This is a genomic window from Brevibacillus composti (assembly GCF_016406105.1).
GTDB lineage: Bacteria > Bacillota > Bacilli > Brevibacillales > Brevibacillaceae > Brevibacillus > Brevibacillus composti.
In genome coordinates this window covers 926,488-943,229 of sequence record NZ_CP066308.1, presented here as the reverse complement: position 1 = coordinate 943,229, position 16,742 = coordinate 926,488, and the positions used below count along the sequence as shown (strand labels likewise).

At 56.7% G+C, this 16,742-nt stretch carries 15 protein-coding genes; 9 read left to right on the top strand and 6 right to left on the bottom strand.

Translation table 11 applies throughout. The features are described 5' to 3' along the window. Positions 1–168: 168 nt before the first annotated feature. From JD108_RS04955 to JD108_RS04945, 3 genes are all read left to right on the top strand, one after another. Positions 169–1,335: a dicarboxylate/amino acid:cation symporter gene (locus JD108_RS04955; RefSeq protein WP_198828808.1), complete on the top strand. Its 1,167-nt coding sequence runs from the start codon at positions 169–171 to the stop codon at positions 1,333–1,335. A 163-nt stretch (positions 1,336–1,498) separates the two neighbouring features. Further along, positions 1,499–1,768: a hypothetical protein gene (locus JD108_RS04950; RefSeq protein WP_198828807.1), complete on the top strand. Its 270-nt coding sequence runs from the start codon at positions 1,499–1,501 to the stop codon at positions 1,766–1,768. Positions 1,769–1,968: 200 nt separating this feature from the next. After that, the gene (locus JD108_RS04945; protein ID WP_198828806.1) at positions 1,969–2,118 is read left to right on the top strand and encodes a hypothetical protein; all 150 of its coding nucleotides are present in this window, start codon (positions 1,969–1,971) and stop codon (positions 2,116–2,118) included. Positions 2,119–2,136: 18 nt separating this feature from the next. Here JD108_RS04945 and JD108_RS04940 read toward each other — a convergent pair whose 3' ends face one another. Both JD108_RS04940 and JD108_RS04935 read right to left on the bottom strand, forming a co-directional pair. Further along, complete coding sequence (locus JD108_RS04940) at positions 2,137–3,240, bottom strand: acyltransferase (RefSeq protein ID WP_198828805.1); 1,104 nt, start codon at positions 3,238–3,240, stop codon at positions 2,137–2,139. Between the two features lie 230 nt (positions 3,241–3,470). Further along, the gene (locus JD108_RS04935; RefSeq protein ID WP_228728313.1) at positions 3,471–4,061 is read right to left on the bottom strand and encodes a YutD family protein; all 591 of its coding nucleotides are present in this window, start codon (positions 4,059–4,061) and stop codon (positions 3,471–3,473) included. A 123-nt stretch (positions 4,062–4,184) separates the two neighbouring features. Between JD108_RS04935 and JD108_RS04930 the strand changes: the two genes are divergently transcribed. Further along, positions 4,185–5,288 carry a YhcN/YlaJ family sporulation lipoprotein gene (locus JD108_RS04930; RefSeq protein ID WP_407649400.1) on the top strand — a complete coding sequence of 368 codons (1,104 nt, stop codon included), beginning with the start codon at positions 4,185–4,187 and terminating at the stop codon, positions 5,286–5,288. Positions 5,289–5,360: 72 nt separating this feature from the next. Here the strand turns inward: JD108_RS04930 and lipA are convergent, their stop codons facing one another. Then, positions 5,361–6,248, bottom strand: a complete 888-nt coding sequence (lipA, locus tag JD108_RS04925) for a lipoyl synthase (protein WP_198828802.1) — start codon at positions 6,246–6,248, stop codon at positions 5,361–5,363. 169 nt (positions 6,249–6,417) lie between these two features. Between lipA and JD108_RS04920 the strand changes: the two genes are divergently transcribed. Beyond that, entirely contained in the window at positions 6,418–7,629 is a 1,212-nt protein-coding gene (locus tag JD108_RS04920; RefSeq protein ID WP_198828801.1) for an ornithine cyclodeaminase, nickel-pincer nucleotide-dependent, read from the top strand. Between the two features lie 80 nt (positions 7,630–7,709). Here the strand turns inward: JD108_RS04920 and JD108_RS04915 are convergent, their stop codons facing one another. Then, on the bottom strand, positions 7,710–9,896 hold the full coding sequence (locus JD108_RS04915; RefSeq protein ID WP_198828800.1) for an ATP-binding protein: 2,187 nt from the start codon (positions 9,894–9,896) through the stop codon (positions 7,710–7,712). Next, on the bottom strand, positions 9,893–11,017 hold the full coding sequence (locus JD108_RS04910) for a metallophosphoesterase family protein (RefSeq protein WP_198828799.1): 1,125 nt from the start codon (positions 11,015–11,017) through the stop codon (positions 9,893–9,895). The genes JD108_RS04915 and JD108_RS04910 overlap by 4 nt, the downstream gene beginning before the upstream one ends. Positions 11,018–11,154: 137 nt before the next feature. Here JD108_RS04910 and larC point away from each other — a divergent pair, with 137 nt between their 5' ends. Next, the gene (gene larC / locus JD108_RS04905) at positions 11,155–12,066 is read left to right on the top strand and encodes a nickel pincer cofactor biosynthesis protein LarC (protein ID WP_198828798.1); all 912 of its coding nucleotides are present in this window, start codon (positions 11,155–11,157) and stop codon (positions 12,064–12,066) included. A gap of 113 nt (positions 12,067–12,179) precedes the next feature. On the opposite strand, the gene larC2 is transcribed toward larC, so the two are convergent. After that, positions 12,180–13,196, bottom strand: coding sequence for a nickel pincer cofactor biosynthesis protein LarC2 (larC2, locus tag JD108_RS22265; RefSeq protein WP_228728312.1), 1,017 nt, complete (start codon positions 13,194–13,196; stop codon positions 12,180–12,182). Positions 13,197–13,364: 168 nt separating this feature from the next. Between larC2 and JD108_RS04895 the strand changes: the two genes are divergently transcribed. From JD108_RS04895 to JD108_RS04885, 3 genes are all read left to right on the top strand, one after another. Beyond that, positions 13,365–14,396 carry a M23 family metallopeptidase gene (locus JD108_RS04895; RefSeq protein ID WP_198828797.1) on the top strand — a complete coding sequence of 344 codons (1,032 nt, stop codon included), beginning with the start codon at positions 13,365–13,367 and terminating at the stop codon, positions 14,394–14,396. 151 nt (positions 14,397–14,547) lie between these two features. Then, the gene (locus JD108_RS04890) at positions 14,548–15,201 is read left to right on the top strand and encodes a TetR/AcrR family transcriptional regulator (protein ID WP_198828796.1); all 654 of its coding nucleotides are present in this window, start codon (positions 14,548–14,550) and stop codon (positions 15,199–15,201) included. After that, a complete protein-coding gene (locus JD108_RS04885) occupies positions 15,189–16,742 on the top strand; it encodes an aldehyde dehydrogenase family protein (protein WP_198828795.1) in 1,554 nt (517 codons plus the stop codon). The genes JD108_RS04890 and JD108_RS04885 overlap by 13 nt, the downstream gene beginning before the upstream one ends.

The window sequence follows — 16,742 nt, the reverse complement described above, 5'->3', positions numbered from 1 at the left end:
CATGAGAAGAATGTGCGGTGCTCCTGCACTTTCATTTTGGTTGAATATTTCTAATATTACTATTTTTCCTGAGGATACTGACTTCAGCAAGTTGATGTGTTACCTTGTGTGTATCCATGCCTGATAAATAATTGTACATTCCCAATGAACAAAGAAGGGGGTTCTCTCATGAAAAAATGGGGGCTTTTGCCCAGAGTGATTATCGCCATCATTTTCGGTATATTCATTGGTTCGATCTCTCCACAAGTCGTTATTCAAGTATTGGCTACGTATAGCAGTCTCTTTGGCAATTTCCTCGGCTTCGCCATCCCGCTCATCATCATCGGCTTCATCGCGCCGGGGATCGGAGAGCTGGGCAAAGGAGCGGGCAAGCTGCTGGGCCTGACCACGGCTGTCGCCTACGGCTCCACTATTGTTGCCGGTACGCTCGCTTATCTCGTCAGTGCCGGTCTATTCCCCAAGCTGCTGGTAGTCGGGGCGATGAACAACTCCTTCGCCAATCCGGAGGAGGCATTGGTCGCACCGCTCTTTTCCGTGGACATGCCGCCGATTATGGGCGTGATGACCGCTCTCTTGCTGGCCTTTACGCTGGGCCTCGGAGCATCGGTGGTCAAAGGCGATTCCCTCCAGCGGGTCATGGTTGATCTGCGGTCCATCGTGGAAAAGCTGATTTCCGCTGTGATCATTCCGCTTCTGCCCTACCACATCCTGTCAGTATTCGCCAATCTGACCTACGGCGGACAGGTAAAAATGATCCTGTCGGTGTTTGCCAAGGTGTTCGTCATTATTATCGCGATGCATCTGGCTTACCTGGTGATCCAGTATGTTATCGCTGGACAGCTGGGGCGGAAAAACCCGTTTGTCCTGCTCAAAAACATGATGCCGGCCTATTTTACGGCGATCGGCACGCAGTCATCCGCGGCCACGATTCCGGTGACCCTGAAGCAAACCAAGGAAAACAAGGTAACGGATAAAATCGCTGATTTTGTCATTCCGCTCTGCGCAACCATTCACCTGTCCGGCAGCACGATCACGCTGGTCGCCTGCTCGATGGCCGTGATGATGCTCAATGGCATGTCTACCTCCTTTATCACGATGTTCCCGTTCATCCTGATGCTCGGCATCACCATGGTGGCTGCTCCCGGCGTGCCCGGCGGCGCCGTCATGGCTGCGCTGGGCCTGTTGGAATCGATGCTCGGCTTCAGCACGACCTTGACATCGCTCATGATCGCGCTGTATATCGCTCAAGACAGCTTCGGCACAGCCTGCAATGTGACGGGAGACGGCGCGATTGCCGTAATCACGGATCGCTTGAGCAAACCGGAGACAGCCTGATAAAATCGCTGCTTACCTTTTCCTCCCCCCTATCGCCCTGGGCCTTTTGGCTTCAGGGCTTTTTGCGCCCATTTCCATTGGGACAACGCTCCAGTGGGGCATATGCCCCGTATACTGCTACTGGAAAACAGAGAGAATTCATGAGAGGAGTGTCATACGCACGATGCAGCCTTACCAACAACAGCCAAGTGACGCGTCGACAGGGTATCCGTCCCAGGATTATCAAGCGTATTTAGAGGAGCAGGCCTATCCCGTTCAGTGGCGGAGACGCAGAAGACCACGTTTTGATATTGTCGTTCCGTTCATTTTCCCGTTTAACTACCAGCCCTACTATCCGTACTATCCTCCCTACCCGTACCCTTACCCGTACTACCCGCCATACCCTTATCCGTATTACGGCGGATACCTCCCCGTATCCGGTACGGATGAATAGCCCCCAAAGGAAGACGGCCGCCCTCTGAGGCGCTGCCCCGGTATTGCCAGACACGGATCACAACACCATAGCCGTGTTAGCAGCCAGTTGCCGAAATGGAATCGGTGACTGGTTATTTTATTTGGTTCCGAAGCGGAAGTGAAACTTTTTCACGCAGCGTCCGTCTACTTAGCAGAGTATGTAACCCAAGAGGAGGATTTATGGCTAACCCGATTTTTTCCCGATTGTTTTCCGTCATGCTGACGCTGGTCACCGCCGCTGCCGACAGTCCGATTACCGCTTTTTCCATCTCGCCGGATGAAAATTACATGGCCTTCTACCAGAAAGCGAACGGCGTCTCGGGGGAGTAAAAGTGAACTTTTTTACCTTTATGGAACCATCTTTTTTAGGAGCGGCACTCTCTGCAGAACCAACACCGTGATCAGACTGAGAGCGAATACAGCGAGATTGGTTAAGGGAACGCGAAGCAGGGCTGGCGTCTGCAACTGAAAGATTTCAAATCCGCGGCCTAATTCTGCCAGAAAGATCAGATGCACCAGATAAATGCCAAAGCTCACGTCGCTTACCGTCCTCAGGAACGGCAGGAGCCTTTTCGAATTCTCCAGACGCTTTTCCCAGTTTACGGATTTGCTCCCGATAAAAATGGCGGTGGAGGCAAGAACGACGGCGAGGCCCAAGTAATTATAGAAGAAACCGTCCAGTTTCCCTCCGTTTTTGGCAGTCAGTACATACGTCAGCAGAGGGATGGCCGCCAGACTGCTAATGCCCGCTGCATAGAGCACGAGTCTGAGTTTCCTGCCAATCTCTGCTCTACTCAATACATACCCCAAGACAAACAGCCCTAAATACCCTTCCGTAAACGAAATTTTACTGCTAATGTAAAAATTCACATGCAGGCTTCTCTCAAGCAGAGGAATGCAGCAGGTCGAAACAAACCAGATCCCCAGCGCATACATGATGAGCTGTTTTTTGGCATGGGCAATAAAAAACTTTACAATGGGGGTAAATATGTACAGGGCGATGATCGTATATAAGAACCAGAAATGCAGGTAAATCTTTCCCGTTACCAGTTCTTTTAGAAAAACCGTCAGGTCAAACGGAACTCCTGTATACCTGGTCTTCACAAGTCCATAAATCAATCCCCAAATAAAAAAGGGCACCAGCACCTTTTGCGTTCTTTTCCGAAAAAATTGTCCCACCGTTTCTTCTTTCTTCGTTTGCAGCAATAGCATTCCCGAAACCATAAAAAAGATGGGGACGCTCCACCTCGACAATGAATTAAAGAGGTTCTCCACCCACCAATCTGTCAGGTTCGTGGTTGTAAAGCTCGCTAAGGAATAAGAGCTGGTCACATGGATATTGATCACCGCCAAAGTGGCCAACACCCGCAAAATGTCGGCATAGATAACGCGTTTTTTCTCGCTTTTTATCGGGTAGGATTGCTCCACCTTTACCCGTACAAGATTTGACATGGTTTGCTCCTTACTAGAATTCCCCCACTGAAAAAGGCCGCTTGGCCCATGCAGGAAGACTTGTTTTTATCAACACCTTTTCTATTCTACCACGATTGGGAAAACAATCAAAATTATCCCTCGTTTATCTATCTCTTCCAAAGGAGACGCAATGAAAAAACACCTCCAAGTTCGTCTCCGTCTGCTGCGACACGGCGACTTTCTCTTGAAGGGGTTTTGTTTTGTTCAAGCTACTCCTTTTTGGGCTGCCCTTGACCCGTGGGAACCTTGTCCCTTTCGCGAGCAGGACGACCTTGATTCGGACGTCGTTCCTTTCCGTTGTCGCGCCCATTTTTGTCCGAACGGAATTTGGGCCGATCTCCCCGCTCCTTCCGCTCTCCCGTGCCCGCATTTTGGTTTCGCTCGCTGCGATCCTGACGGTTTTGGCGCGGATGGACGCGCTTGCGCTCCTTGCGCTCGACAAAAATCTCTTCCTCTGCCCCGTTGGCCTCGCCATCCCCATACCGCTCATCTCCGTCGGTAGCATAGGGGTCCTGATGATGCGGATTGGCTTTTACTTTGCGGAGGACAAAGTACGGGCAGCCAAAATTGCAGTATTCTTGCAGATACTCATCCAAAGCAGCAATACGCTGCTCAAACGGCACTTTTCGGTTGGTGCTTTCGTAAAAACCACGTAAGCGGAGCTGGCCATAACCCCAATCGCCCACAATGTAGTCGTACTTGTCAAGAATGTCGCTGTAGCGCTCTTTGAACGCTTCCGAATTCCAGCCGTCGCGATTGTCTTCCATGACCTCATAAGTGCCTGCTTGTGTGCGAATCAAGGCCGCTTCCTCCTTACTGATGCATAGTATGATCATCTTACCACATTTTTTGCAGAGAGAGATAAATTTCCCACGAAAACGACTGCGGCCCAAAGGACACCCTAGCTGTAGGGGGTGGATCCATTGAATAAGAAATCTTGGTTGCTTCAAGCTGTTGCAGGTATCGCTCTGTTGACTGCTGCTTGTGGGAACAATGCTGCTCCGGCACCAGACGCCACGAACAATGGCACCCGGGTCAATCAAGCCGCACCGCGCCTTTTCAACACGGACAAAGCCAGCATCTACAACAATGCTCCGGGAGCACCGGGCGGACAGGCTATGACCAATTTCCCCTATACGGACTCCGGCGTGGGGAATTACGGTTTTACCAATAATGCCGTCACAAACGGGTATACCTTCGGGACCAATAACCCGCGAACCGGAATTGGTCCGAATGCAGGTACCGATGCTGCGCTCAATGGGTACCGCAGCTACAATGCCTTCACGGACAACGGTACTCGCGCCCTGAACCGAAACGGAAATGCCAACCAGTCGATTTACCGCGCCAATAATGGTGTCGGCACCATGTCCGCTGCGACTATGCCTCACACCGGCTTTGTACAGGTGCATAGCACAGATGTACGAGGAACCGGGGCAGGTACGATGGGCAATCGGACGGGGACAGCAGGTGTGACCGGCTTCGGTCCTGGTGGCGTTGGCGGCGCTGGAGGTGCTGGTACCGGTGCTAACGGCGGCGCTGGCTTTGGTGCCGGAATGGGTGCAGGTGCCGGGGCGACCAATGGTGGCTATGGGGCGAACAATGTCTACGTGGATCGTCAAGCCCTGGCCCGAGCAGTCGGCAATGTGGCTGTCAGCTGCCCTGGCGTGGATCGGGCGACTGTTCTGGTGACGGATGAAGAGGTATTTGTCGGTCTGAATACCCAGGGTCCAAATGCCCGTACAGCAAAAAATCAGGCGAGAGCGAACGCCCTGTCCGTTACCCCCCGTTACTACAAGGTGTACGTGACGGACAATCCGCAGCATATCGATGAAATCTCTCGAGTGGCGAGCCGTACCACAAATGGTCCGGTGATCCGTGCTGAGGATACCCGTCAGTTCGATGCCTTGGTAAAGCGGATGGGCGGTACGGTGGATGGCGAAGAAATGAGAACCAAAGGCTCATCCATGACAACCGAAACCAATCGTGGCCAGAAAGCAAAACAAGGTATGGGAACCTCCTCCCGCTAAACATGCTTGAAAACCCCTATGCGACCATAGGGGTTTCCTTTTTCACCAAACGGCAGATCACTCCGCTTTTTCTTACCTCGCTTGTGCAATCGTTTCTTTGGCGGCATTGGCTTGTTCGTGCGCGTGATAGGAGCTGCGCACCAGAGGGCCGGCCTCGACGTGGCTGAAGCCTTTGCTCATCCCCGCTTCCTTCAGGCGGGCAAAATCATCCGGGTGGTAGTAATGCTCGACGGCCAAATGTTTTTTCGTCGGCTGCAAATACTGGCCGATGGTCATGATATTGACATCGACCCGGCGCAGATCGTCCATCGTTTCCAGGATTTCTTCAAACGTTTCGCCGACGCCGATCATCAGGCTGGATTTGGTCGGAATGTCCGGCTGGAACTCTTTTGCCTTTTTCAACAGCTCCAGCGTACGGTCGTATTTCGCCCGGGCCCTGACTCGGTCAGACAGGCGCCGAACCGCTTCGATATTGTGGTTCAGCACATCGGGACGGGCATCCATAACCACTTTGAGCGCATCCCAATTGCCCATGAAATCAGGGATCAGCACTTCGACGGAAGCAAGCGGCAAGCGACGGCGAATCGCCCGAATCGTCTCGGCAAACACAGCCGCTCCCCCATCGGCAAGATCATCCCGCGCTACGGAGGTCACGACCACATGCTTCAGCCCCATTTGCTCAGAGGCTTCCGCCACGCGTTCCGGTTCGGCCAGATCCAGTTCAGTGGGAAGGCCTGTCTTCACGGCACAGAATCGACAGGCGCGCGTACATATGTCACCCAAAATCATAAAGGTGGCCGTGCGATTGGCCCAGCACTCATGGATATTGGGACATTTGGCTTCTTCGCATACGGTATGCAGCGTTTGGCTGCGCATCGTCTGCTTTAATTCTTTAAAGGTGGCCAGTTCTTTTCCTGATACAAGGTTAATCTTGAGCCACTCCGGTTTGCGTTGCGACATCAGGGCTCACCCCTTATTGGACTTGGTCAATCCTCTTCATTATAGGGTTTGTGCCTGGCTTGGGCAATACTTGCATATTTATCCGTTTTCACGCATCCCCTTTTAGCGGATCGAGACAACCGATATACTAGGAGTAATGACTTCGACGTGTAAAAGGAGGCCCTCTCATATGGAACGTGTCATCGAATTACGCGGCCACATCATCCGCGATAATATCTTGAAGCTAATCGACGCATCCGTCGTGCAGTACAACGGGCGTTACCGCGTCCTGGAGCTGTCCGTAGGCGACCAGGTCGACGATGAATCGGTTGCCCGCGTGGCCTTGAACCTCCCGGAAGACAAGGTGGAGCTGATCCTGAATGAATTGATCAACCTCGGCTGTGTCATCCCGACCGGAGAGGAAGCCCCGACGATCAAGCTGGCGGAAAAGGACAAGGTCGTGCCAGATGATTTCTACTCCACGACCAATCACGCCACAGAGGTATTTTTGAACGGAAAATGGGTACGAGCCAAATACCAGCGCATGGATGCTTGTCTCGTCGTCAAAGGCGACGAAGTCCACTGCGTGAAGCTGCGCGATATCAAAAAAGACGATCAGGTGATCTGCGGTAGCAACGGCGTCCGCCTGGTGGTCCAGCCGGTGGAGCAGCAGAGTTCGGAATTTTCGTTTATGAGCAATGAAGTGAGCTCGGAGCGCCGCGTAGAGGTCATCGTCAAGCAGTTGGCGGAAGAAATGCGCGGGATTCGCGAGCGCAATGGTCGCATCGTATTCGTAGCCGGTCCGGTCGTCATCCATACCGGAGGCCAGGAAGCCTTTCAAAATATGATTCGGAGCGGCTATGTCAACGCGCTGCTGTCCGGCAATGCGCTCGCTGTGCATGATATCGAGCGGGCTCTGTTCGGCACCTCGCTCGGGGTGAACCTCGATACCGGCTCCGTCGTGCGCGGCGGTCACAAAAACCATATGCGGGCGATCAACGCCATCAACCGTTCCGGCTCCATCGCCGAAGCCGTGGCTGACGGGACGCTGCAGAGCGGGATCATGTACGAGTGTGTCAAGCATCAGGTGCCATTTGTCCTCGCCGGTTCGATCCGGGACGACGGCCCGCTTCCCGACACGCTGATGGATCTGATCGAGGCGCAAGCCCAGTATGCCGAGCAAGTGGCAGATGCCGAGATGGTGGTCATGCTCTCGACCATGCTTCATGCGATCGGCACCGGAAATATGATGCCGAGCTGGATCAAAACGGTCTGTGTCGACATCAATCCCGCTGTCGTCACCAAGCTGATGGACCGCGGCTCCGCTCAAACGGTCGGCGTCGTGACCGATGTCGGTCTTTTCCTCACCATGCTGGACAAGGAATTGAACGGAAAAAACTAGCAACCCCTGCGCATGCGAAACAGCCCCGATCGACCGGGAGCATTTTATTCCCGAAGCGACAGGGGCTTTTCTATGCTCATCTAGGAGGACGGCAAGAGGTGCAGCCGATGGCGGCCGTCTCCCTCGATCCACGGCTGGAGCAGTTCGCGCTCCCGCTCCGTGCAGCTGAACAGGAAGACTTGATGTTCCCGGGACAGCTCCGCCAAGAGCTCCAGGGTCCGCTCCAGCCTCCCCGCGTCATAATGAACAAAATGATCGTCCAGAAAAATCGGCAAAGGCTCAGACTGCCCGCTGACATGGCGGAGCAGCGCCAATCGCTGGACGAGATAGAGCTGATCCTGGGTGCCCGTCGAACAGCGTTCTTGCTCGACGATACGGCGGTGGCTGGCCTCCCAGATTTTCACGTCGAACTGGGACTGGGGGTCCAGCCTCACATCCGCGTACTTTCCGCCCGTGATGCGTGCCATCAGCTCTGAGGCGATGCGGTTGACAGCCGGGGAGAACTCGCGATTCCACTCGTTTAACACCTGCTGCAGCGTCTCTCGGGCGAGCGCCAGCGCCTCCCGCTTCATTTGCAGACGGCGAAGGTCTTCGACGGCTTCTTCGTATTCGCTGCGGGCTTTGGCCAAAGAGACCTCGTCCTGCCCGCCAATCTCCCCCGCTGCCCGCGCCATTTGCTCACGGATCAGCTGCAGCTGCTCGCCGAGCTGCCTTTGCTCCTGTTCCAGCTGCTCCCGCTCTCTGTCCAGCCCGGTTTTTTCCTCTTCCAATAGGCGGCGAAAGGCCTCTCCCCACTGTCTCGCCAGCTGGGCCTGCTCTTCCTGATGCCTGCCTTCCAGCGCTGCGATTCCCGCTTCTTTTCCCTGCGCACGGTGCTTCTCTTCCTCGCGCAGGACCAGGAAAGAGTCCCAGTCCGCCATGCCCCATTGGCGCAGCAGACCGTCTATTTCCGCTTCGCAGCCGGCGGCTTTTTCCTGCCATTCCAGCCATGCCCGCTGCTGATGCGAATGCCCCTCTCCCGCTTGTTTTCTCCGCCTGACCATCGCTCCCGCGCCGGCAGCCGCCAGACAGACCGACAGCGCGATCAGACTGAGAACGGGCTCCCCGGCGGCATACAGTCCAACAGCCAGGAGCAGGCCGAAGATGCTGCCGGTCCACCAAAGAGCAGGGGAGACGTGTCTTGCGTCCGGCTTCCGCCTCTGCCTCCCGCTGTGGAGGGCGCTCTCCGCCAGCTTCTGCGCCTCGGCGATGCACGCCTCGCGAGTTTTTCGCAGTTCGCTCGCCCGCCGATACGTCTCCTCGATCCGCTCCTGCCGGGACACATCTTCCCGAATGGACAGCAGTCTGCTCTTCTCCTCCGCATAAGCCGTACCAAGCGCAGTCCATTTGCGCCATGTCTCCCGGTGAAGCTCCCGCTCCTCCTCTGTACCGGCGGTCTCGATCCACTGCTCGGCGCGTTCCCACGGGCGCTGTGCAAAACTCTGCTGCCAGCGGGTCTGCCAGTTCTGCTCGGCGGCCTGCAGCCGCGCGAGCCGCTGATGGATCCGCTCCATGCCGTGCTGCAGCTCCTGCCGTCTCTCCTCCCACACAGCCAGCTGACGGGTCAGGGCTTGGACGGCGGCCCAGCTTTTCTCGGCTTCGGCCAGTTCCCGCTCTTTTTCCGCCACCCGCGCTCCTGCTTTGCCCAAGAGGGTATTTTCGGCCCTCTCTTTTTTGCCGATCTGGGCCAATTCCCGGTCCATCTCGCTCAGCATGCGATTGACGGCCGGATCTGTCTCGCCGCCGCCGGAGAGGGACGGCAAGAGGTACGCGGCAGCTTCCAAAGGCGTCCGCCGGATCCAGGTGAGATCGGTAAACAGGCTGCGCGTCAAGCCGAGATGCAGCTCGAGAAAATTCCGCTCCTTCCTCCGGTCTTCCTGATACAGATGGGTCACCTCGGTCCAATCCGGATCGAGGTAGAGCTGCGCCTGCTCCCGCTCTTTTGCCAAGCGCCTGTGGAGCTGGTACCGCTTCCCGTCCAGCTCGTAGCGCACGACCGTCTCGTAGCTGCCGTCATGCCAAGGCAGGTATCTCTCGTATTCCGGCAGGTACCGTGCCGAACGGGCGTAGTCCTTCTTCATGCCGTACAAGGAGGCGAAGAGTGCCTGGAGCAAGGTCGTCTTGCCCGCCTCATTGGGCGCGGCAAACAGGTTCAGTCCCGGGGCAAAACGGAAGCGGGCATCCCGCCATTTTCCGAAGCCTTTGATCGACAGCTCATCGATTCTCATCGGATGATCCCCCCGATCCGATCCAGCGCTTCCCTGACAGCCAGCCGGGCTACCTCCCGGCGCTGTTCGTCCGCGGCAGCCGCCTCTTCCGCCAGCAGAAGGCTCAGCCAGCTGCCCCAGACGCCCCCTTCGGCGATCACTTTCTCCACATCTACATCGGGCCTCGACCTATCGCTGATCCGCATGGAAAAGAAGCGGGAAAACCGCTGTTCCAGCACGTCTGTGGCGGGCTGAAAATGGGCGGGTCTCTCTCCTGTGAGCGTGACGGCTGCGATCTGCCCATCCTCCACATCGGCCAGTTCCCGCTCCATCCGCTCGATGAGCTGCTCCATCGTCTCTTCTCCCTGGAGCACAATCTCCCGTTTGAGGATCATCCGGGTCTGGACCGGGATATCTTCCAGACGAAGACGCCCCTCCCCGTCCAGTTCGCCGTAGAGAACATGCCGCGGGCCGCTTTCTTTCTGGGAGAGTCCCTCCGGCGATCCCGGATAGGCGGCAAAAACCTGACGATGGACAGGATGGAGAAATTGCATCGGCTTGTGGATGTGGCCGAGGGCGACGTAGTCCATACCTGTCCGAGCCAGCTCCTCTACAGTCACGGGCGCATACGGATGGTGCTCCTCCCCGCCGCTGTGGACGACACTGGCGTGCAGCACCATCAGATGGTGGCGGTAGCCCGGCAGCCTGCCTGGAAAATCGGCCAGCGGCGACGCGTACACATGCGGCTGGGGAAAGCCCCATCCGTAGATGACGCAAGACTTTTCCGGAAATTCATACGCGCCCCACTCCGGTGTAAACCAGTACACGTTCGCAGGCCAGTCCAGCGATTGATAAAAAGAATCGGCCCGCCACGGATCGTGATTCCCCGGAGCGATACAGACAGGCGTGGGGGCGACGCTGGCAAACAGATCGCGCAAAAAAACCGCGGTAGAGCGCCTACCGCCGTGCAGTTCCAGGAGATCTCCGGCAATCAGCCAGACATCGGCCTGCCTGTCCAGGACCAGATCCCGGATCCTCCGCATGGTGCGCCGAAAATCATCCTGCCTGCTTTCGTAGGACCCCGCCAGGCTGTGCAGCGGCGCATCCAGATGAACATCCGCTGTATGTAAAAACGACAACATGAAAAACACACTCCTCAACATGACAGACAGCTGGGGGAAATGGTACACTTTGGTCAGCAGAAGCCTGTCTCATACACGAACATATTTTCCCTTTTATGATACAGGAAAAGAGCACCGGTTAAAAGGAGCGATTGCATATGCGAATAGCGTATTTGGATTGTTTTTCGGGGATTAGCGGCGACATGCTTTTGGCGGCATTGGTAGACGCGGGAGCGGATCGCGGGCGAATCGAGCAGGAGCTGCGCAAACTGCCGCTCGGCCCTTTTCGCATGGAGTGGAAAACCGTCGTAAAAAAAGGGGTAAGCGCACTGAAGCTGGATGTGATTGACGAAGAGCTGGAGAAGCTGGCTTCGCGGAAAACCTTGCCCGTCCTGGGCAGCGGTCACGGGCACCATCACCACCACGAGGACAGCCACGACCACGGGCATCACCATCACCACGAGCACAGCCACGACCACGGGAACCATCATCAGCACGACCGCGACCACGGCCATGATCACCATCATCACCACGATCACAGTCATGATCATAGCCACCACCACCGCCGCTACAAGGAGATTGCGGCCATGATCGATGCGGCCGATTTTCATCCGCGCGTAACTGCGCGGGCGCAAGCCATCTTTGAAAAGATCGCCGTCGCAGAAGCCAAGATTCACAATGTGCCGGTCGAAACCGTCCACTTCCACGAGGTGGGGGCGCTGGATTCGATCGTCGATGTCGTAGGGATTGCACTGGCGCTGGAAGAGCTGCAAATCGACCAGATTATCAGCGGCCCGGTACCTACGGGCAATGGCTATGTCCGCTGTGACCACGGGCTTTACCCCGTGCCCGCGCCGGCGACAATGGAGATGCTCAAGGGCATTCCCCTCCGGCAAACCGCGATTCAAAAAGAACTGACCACACCGACCGGCGCCGGCGTTGCCGCAGGCATCGTTCAGTCCTTCGGGCCGCTTCCGGCCATGACTGTGGATGCGATCGGCTACGGCGCCGGGACCCGCGATCTGCCCGACCAGCCCAATGTCCTGCGGGTCCTCGTAGGCACCGTCTAGAAGCGCGCAGGAGGACTGTCTGCCGCTTTCTGGCGAGGACTGTCTGGCGGCGTGCCGGCAAGAACAGTCCAGCTGCGAGCCGGTGAGGACCGTCCAGCCCCTGCCCGTCCGGCTTACTCGCCGGCCCGCAGCTGCTGCCTGGCCAGATACAGCGCTTCCTGATGCACCTCTTTGACAGAGACCCCCGCTTCTTTCGCCAAGCGGGCACAGACAGCGTATTCCGGCGAGCATTGCACCCTCGTCCCGCGATGATATCCCATTTTGACCGGCACCTCGCCCCAAGCCGTCTTCACGGTGAGAAACTGCCTTGCCAGCCGATGGCAGGCGGCAGGGAAATAGCGAATACCAAACGTGGTGGTCTCCTGAAACAGGATCGTCTTGAGCGCCTCCAGCCGGCTTCGGTAGCACAGCACCTGTACCAGAATGCCGGGGCGGCTTTTTTTCATTGTTACCGGGATAAAGTGCACATCATTGGCTCCCGCTTCCAGCAAGCGTTCCATCGCGTGGGCCATCCATTCCGGGCTGCAGTCGTCCACATTCGCCTGCAAAAGCAGCATGCCTGTATCGATATGCTCCACATCGTGATGGCGAAACTCATGAACCTCGGGGATCTGATCACTCTCCGGCAGATCCGGCAGGTGGCTTTCCACCGGCGAGACGGCAATCACGGCGACCCCGTCATTGGCACAGATGTGCTCTGCTTTTCCCTGCATTCGCCGCACCGAGCTCGCCCCCATCTCCCGCAGCCATAGCATCGCCAGCGGAGAAAAGCTGCCGGCAAGCTCCGCAGCCTGTTCCTGTACCTCCCAGCCTTCCAGCAAAGGGAGAGCCGACAGCGGCAGATCGTCCGGAAAGGCCAGGGGCTGGACCATCAGGGGAAACAGCGGCGCATCCCGGTTCATGGGCATGGCGGCCAATAGCTGGCCGAGAGCGGTTTCCTCCGCTTCCCACAGCTCGCTCGGACAGCAGGCGCGATAGCGCTCGGCATGCTTTCGTATCGACATAAAGCGCTGCTCCGCGTCCGCATGTTGCCGAGCGCCCTGACCACAACATCTCTCCCATACGCGCAGCAAGGGGTCGCGCAGCTTTGCCAAGTGTAAAGGTTGATCACAGCGAATGATGATCTGCATCGTTCTGCCTCCGTTCTGCTTCCGTTCGGAATCTCCCTTCGATCATACACCAAATGATAGGGGAAGGCCTATCGCCGAAGAGCCTCCCGGTGGGAAAAACTTCACGGATAATCGCGTTGGGAAGGTAAAACCTACTACAGAAGAGACTACTTCTGGAGGGAGACGGGCATGCGAAGGTTTCGCCAAATGATGCTGATCGGCTTGAGCGTACTATGTACCTGGTGTTCATTGCCCCCTGTTACACAGGCGGACGCGTCCGTCCCTGCAGCGGCATCTGGCGCGGACGATGTTTACGCGTCCAGACTCTCGCTGTTCCAACGCTTCGAAACGCTATACGGCATCCCCTGGTCCTATCTGGCGGCCATTGACCAATACGATCGCTCTATTCACAAGCGCGGACGAAATAGGGAGAGCAAAGAGCAATCATCCCGTTTGACGGCCATCACGGTTCCCGCTTCCTTATGGTGCGGTGCGTTAAACCCCGATCAGCAGGACACCAGCCTGACTTCCATCCGTTTCTTTGGCGGAATCGGCATGGATGGGGACGGAGATGGAAAAGCGGACCGCGAGAACGATCTCGATGTCTTGACGACGTTGACCTATTATTTCGCGCAATACGGCCACTCCCGCGAGGATTGGCGCATTGGCCTCTGGTCGTATTATCAGCGGGACCGCGCAGTGAAGACCGTCGATCAGTTCGCCAGGATTTACGAGCACTTCCAGCGCATCGATCTGGACGACCATCACTTTCCTATCCCCAAACGATATAACTACAGCTACAGAAGCACCTGGGGCGATCCCCGCGGATGGGGCGGCAGACGCATCCACGAAGGCACCGATATTTTTGCCGGCTACGGCACACCGGTATTGAGCACCAGCTATGGCGTGGTCGAGGTAATCGGCTGGAACCGCTACGGCGGATGGCGCATTGGCATGCGCGACATCGGCAATGTCTATCACTATTTCGCTCACTTGAGTTCGTTTCGAAAGGGCTTGAAGCCAGGCGATATCATAAAGCCGGGCGAGGTGATCGGCTACGTCGGCAGCAGCGGTTACGGACGGCCCGGCACAGCCGGAAAGTTCCCGCCCCACCTGCACTACGGCATGTACAGCGACACCGGAAACAATGAATGGGCCTTCGATCCTTACCCATATCTGAAGCGCTGGGAACGGGAGATGTACAGAAAAAAGAAGCGATGAGCAACGCTCTTATTCCATCCTGGAGATTCCGATAGCCTGATGCAAAACGCGATCGGGCTTTTTTTCTTGGACTTTTGTTGACAGCCGGAAGCCATCTCCCCTACAATACAGATAAAAAATTGGACAGTCGTCCAAAAAAGTTGGTGGACCTATGAAGCCGTCGTCACCCAAACAAGCAAAAGCGGAAGCGCGGCGCGCCTATTTGGTCGAGCAGGCGACCCGCTGCCTGGCCGAAAAGGGGTATGCTCACGTATCGCTGCGCGACATCGCCCAGGAATCGGGTGTCTCGCTCGGGATCCTGCATTATTATTTTCGAAACAAAGAAGACTTGCTGCTCGCAGTCATCACCGGCTACAAGAATCAGTTTTTGCGCGAGCTGGAGGAAGAGCTTCTGAGCGGCCCTTTTGACGGACGGCAGACCCGGCTCTCCGCGATTGTTTACAGAGCGCTTACGGAAGACCGAAACATCCATCGGCTCTGGTACGATCTGCAGATCCAAGCCATGTACACGCCTGCCTTTCGCCCGCCCGTTCAAAACATTCGCGACCGTCTGCATGCACTGATCGAAAGCATGCTGGACAGAATCTGTCACGAGTATGCGGCCGGCGTGGAAACCCGCATCATAAAGAGTTGGGTCCCGCTCTTCTACACGGCCATCGACGGTCTCTTTCTGCAGGCATTGACCCTGGAGACACAAGAGGCACGCGAAGCGGTATCCCGGCTGGAAGAGGACCTCTCCCGGCTGCTCTCCGCACTGTTCGCTGCACACTCACACCAAGAGGAGGTGGAAAAATGGGAACTTTGACGATGCGCAACCCGGCTACCGGAGAGGTACTGGGAACCCTTCCGGAAGCGACGCCGGAAGAGGCACAGCAGGCGATGGAACGGGCGCGCCAGGCCTTTTCTCTCTGGGGAAGCACCCCCGTCGCCGCACGGATTCACTATCTGCGCAATCTGCGCCACTACCTCGTAGAAAATGGCGAGGCACTCGCCCAAAAAATCAGCGAAGCGACCGGAAAAGTGGCGTTGGAAGCGTACATGACGGAGATTTTTATTACCGCCGACACCATTCGCTTCTACGAGAAACATGCGGAGAGGATGCTGGCCCCGCGCAAGGTATCCACCCCGCTCGCGCTCGCGCCCAAAACATCATCCATCTACTACAAGCCGATGGGAGTCATCGCGGTCATCTCTCCGTGGAACTACCCGTTTCAGCTCTCCGTCGTCCCGGTTTTGTCCGCACTGGCGGCAGGAAACACCGTGATCTTGAAGCCTTCCGAAGTGACCCCCTCTGTCGGACTGATCATCGAGGAGATGTTCCGGGCAGTCCCCGCCCCTGCCGAAATCGTGCAAGTGCTCCACGGCGGCAGAGAGGCCGGCCAAGCCTTGGTGGCAGCGCGGCCGGACAAGATCTTTTTCACCGGATCGGTCGCCTCCGGCAAAAAGATCATGGCGCAAGCAGCGGAGCATCTGATCCCCGTGGAGTTGGAGCTGGGCGGAAAGGACCCGATGATCGTCCTGGAGGATGCCCATCTGGAGCGGGCTGCGGCCGGGGCCGTATGGGGCGCCTTTACTAATTCCGGCCAGGTCTGCATGTCGGTCGAGCGCGTCTACGTCCAAGAGCGGGTCTACCCAGAATTTCTCCGCCTGGTCAAAGAAAAAACAGCGGCGCTCCGCCAATCCCCGTCCGGCATTGGGGAGATCGGTTCCATGACATCGCCCGACCAGATTCGCATCGTCCGGGAGCATGTGGAAGAAGCGCTTTCCCGGGGAGCGGTCGCGGAGACCGGCGGTACCTTTTCCGATGAGGGCATGTTTCTCGCGCCGACCATCCTGACCAAAGTGACGCATGACATGAAGATCATGCGGGAAGAGACATTTGGTCCCGTATTGCCGATCATGACCTTCTCTGCGGAGGAAGAAGCCATCCGGCTGGCCAATGATTCCCCCTACGGATTAAACGCCTCCGTCTGGTCGCAGGACAAGGCAAAAGCGAGACGAGTCGCCCTGCAGCTCGCAAGCGGCAATGTCTGCATCAATGACGTCATCGTCAGCTATGCGAACCCCGCTCTCCCCTTTGGCGGCGTCAAAGAAAGCGGGATCGGCCGCTATCGCGGACCGGAGGGGCTCCAGGCCTTTACCCATCCCGTCTCGGTCATCCACGACCCGGGCAAGCGAAAGCGGGAAATAAACTGGTATCCGTATACGGAAGAGCAGCAATCGCTATTCATCGGACTGACCCATACATTGTACGGCAAATCAGGCTTCTGGCCCCCAATAAAGAGAGGCGAGCGGCCGCCTCTCCTCAAAGCTGCCTTGCGGGAGTGGAGACGTCTGTTTCGATAA

Bases quoted from the DNA above. Each gene is read 5' to 3' on its own strand.
- JD108_RS04895 (WP_198828797.1), top strand. From the start codon at position 13,365: ATGCGAAGGTTTCGCCAAATGATGCTGATCGGCTTGAGCGTACTATGT.
- larC (WP_198828798.1), top strand. From the start codon at position 11,155: ATGCGAATAGCGTATTTGGATTGTTTTTCGGGGATTAGCGGCGACATG.
- lipA (WP_198828802.1), bottom strand. From the start codon at position 6,248: ATGTCGCAACGCAAACCGGAGTGGCTCAAGATTAACCTTGTATCAGGA.
- JD108_RS04885 (WP_198828795.1), top strand. From the start codon at position 15,189: ATGGGAACTTTGACGATGCGCAACCCGGCTACCGGAGAGGTACTGGGA.
- JD108_RS04945 (WP_198828806.1), top strand. From the start codon at position 1,969: ATGGCTAACCCGATTTTTTCCCGATTGTTTTCCGTCATGCTGACGCTG.
- JD108_RS04910 (WP_198828799.1), bottom strand. From the start codon at position 11,017: ATGTTGTCGTTTTTACATACAGCGGATGTTCATCTGGATGCGCCGCTG.
- JD108_RS04915 (WP_198828800.1), bottom strand. From the start codon at position 9,896: ATGAGAATCGATGAGCTGTCGATCAAAGGCTTCGGAAAATGGCGGGAT.
- JD108_RS04955 (WP_198828808.1), top strand. From the start codon at position 169: ATGAAAAAATGGGGGCTTTTGCCCAGAGTGATTATCGCCATCATTTTC.
- larC2 (WP_228728312.1), bottom strand. From the start codon at position 13,196: ATGCAGATCATCATTCGCTGTGATCAACCTTTACACTTGGCAAAGCTG.
- JD108_RS04890 (WP_198828796.1), top strand. From the start codon at position 14,548: ATGAAGCCGTCGTCACCCAAACAAGCAAAAGCGGAAGCGCGGCGCGCC.
- JD108_RS04940 (WP_198828805.1), bottom strand. From the start codon at position 3,240: ATGTCAAATCTTGTACGGGTAAAGGTGGAGCAATCCTACCCGATAAAA.
- JD108_RS04920 (WP_198828801.1), top strand. From the start codon at position 6,418: ATGGAACGTGTCATCGAATTACGCGGCCACATCATCCGCGATAATATC.
- JD108_RS04950 (WP_198828807.1), top strand. From the start codon at position 1,499: ATGCAGCCTTACCAACAACAGCCAAGTGACGCGTCGACAGGGTATCCG.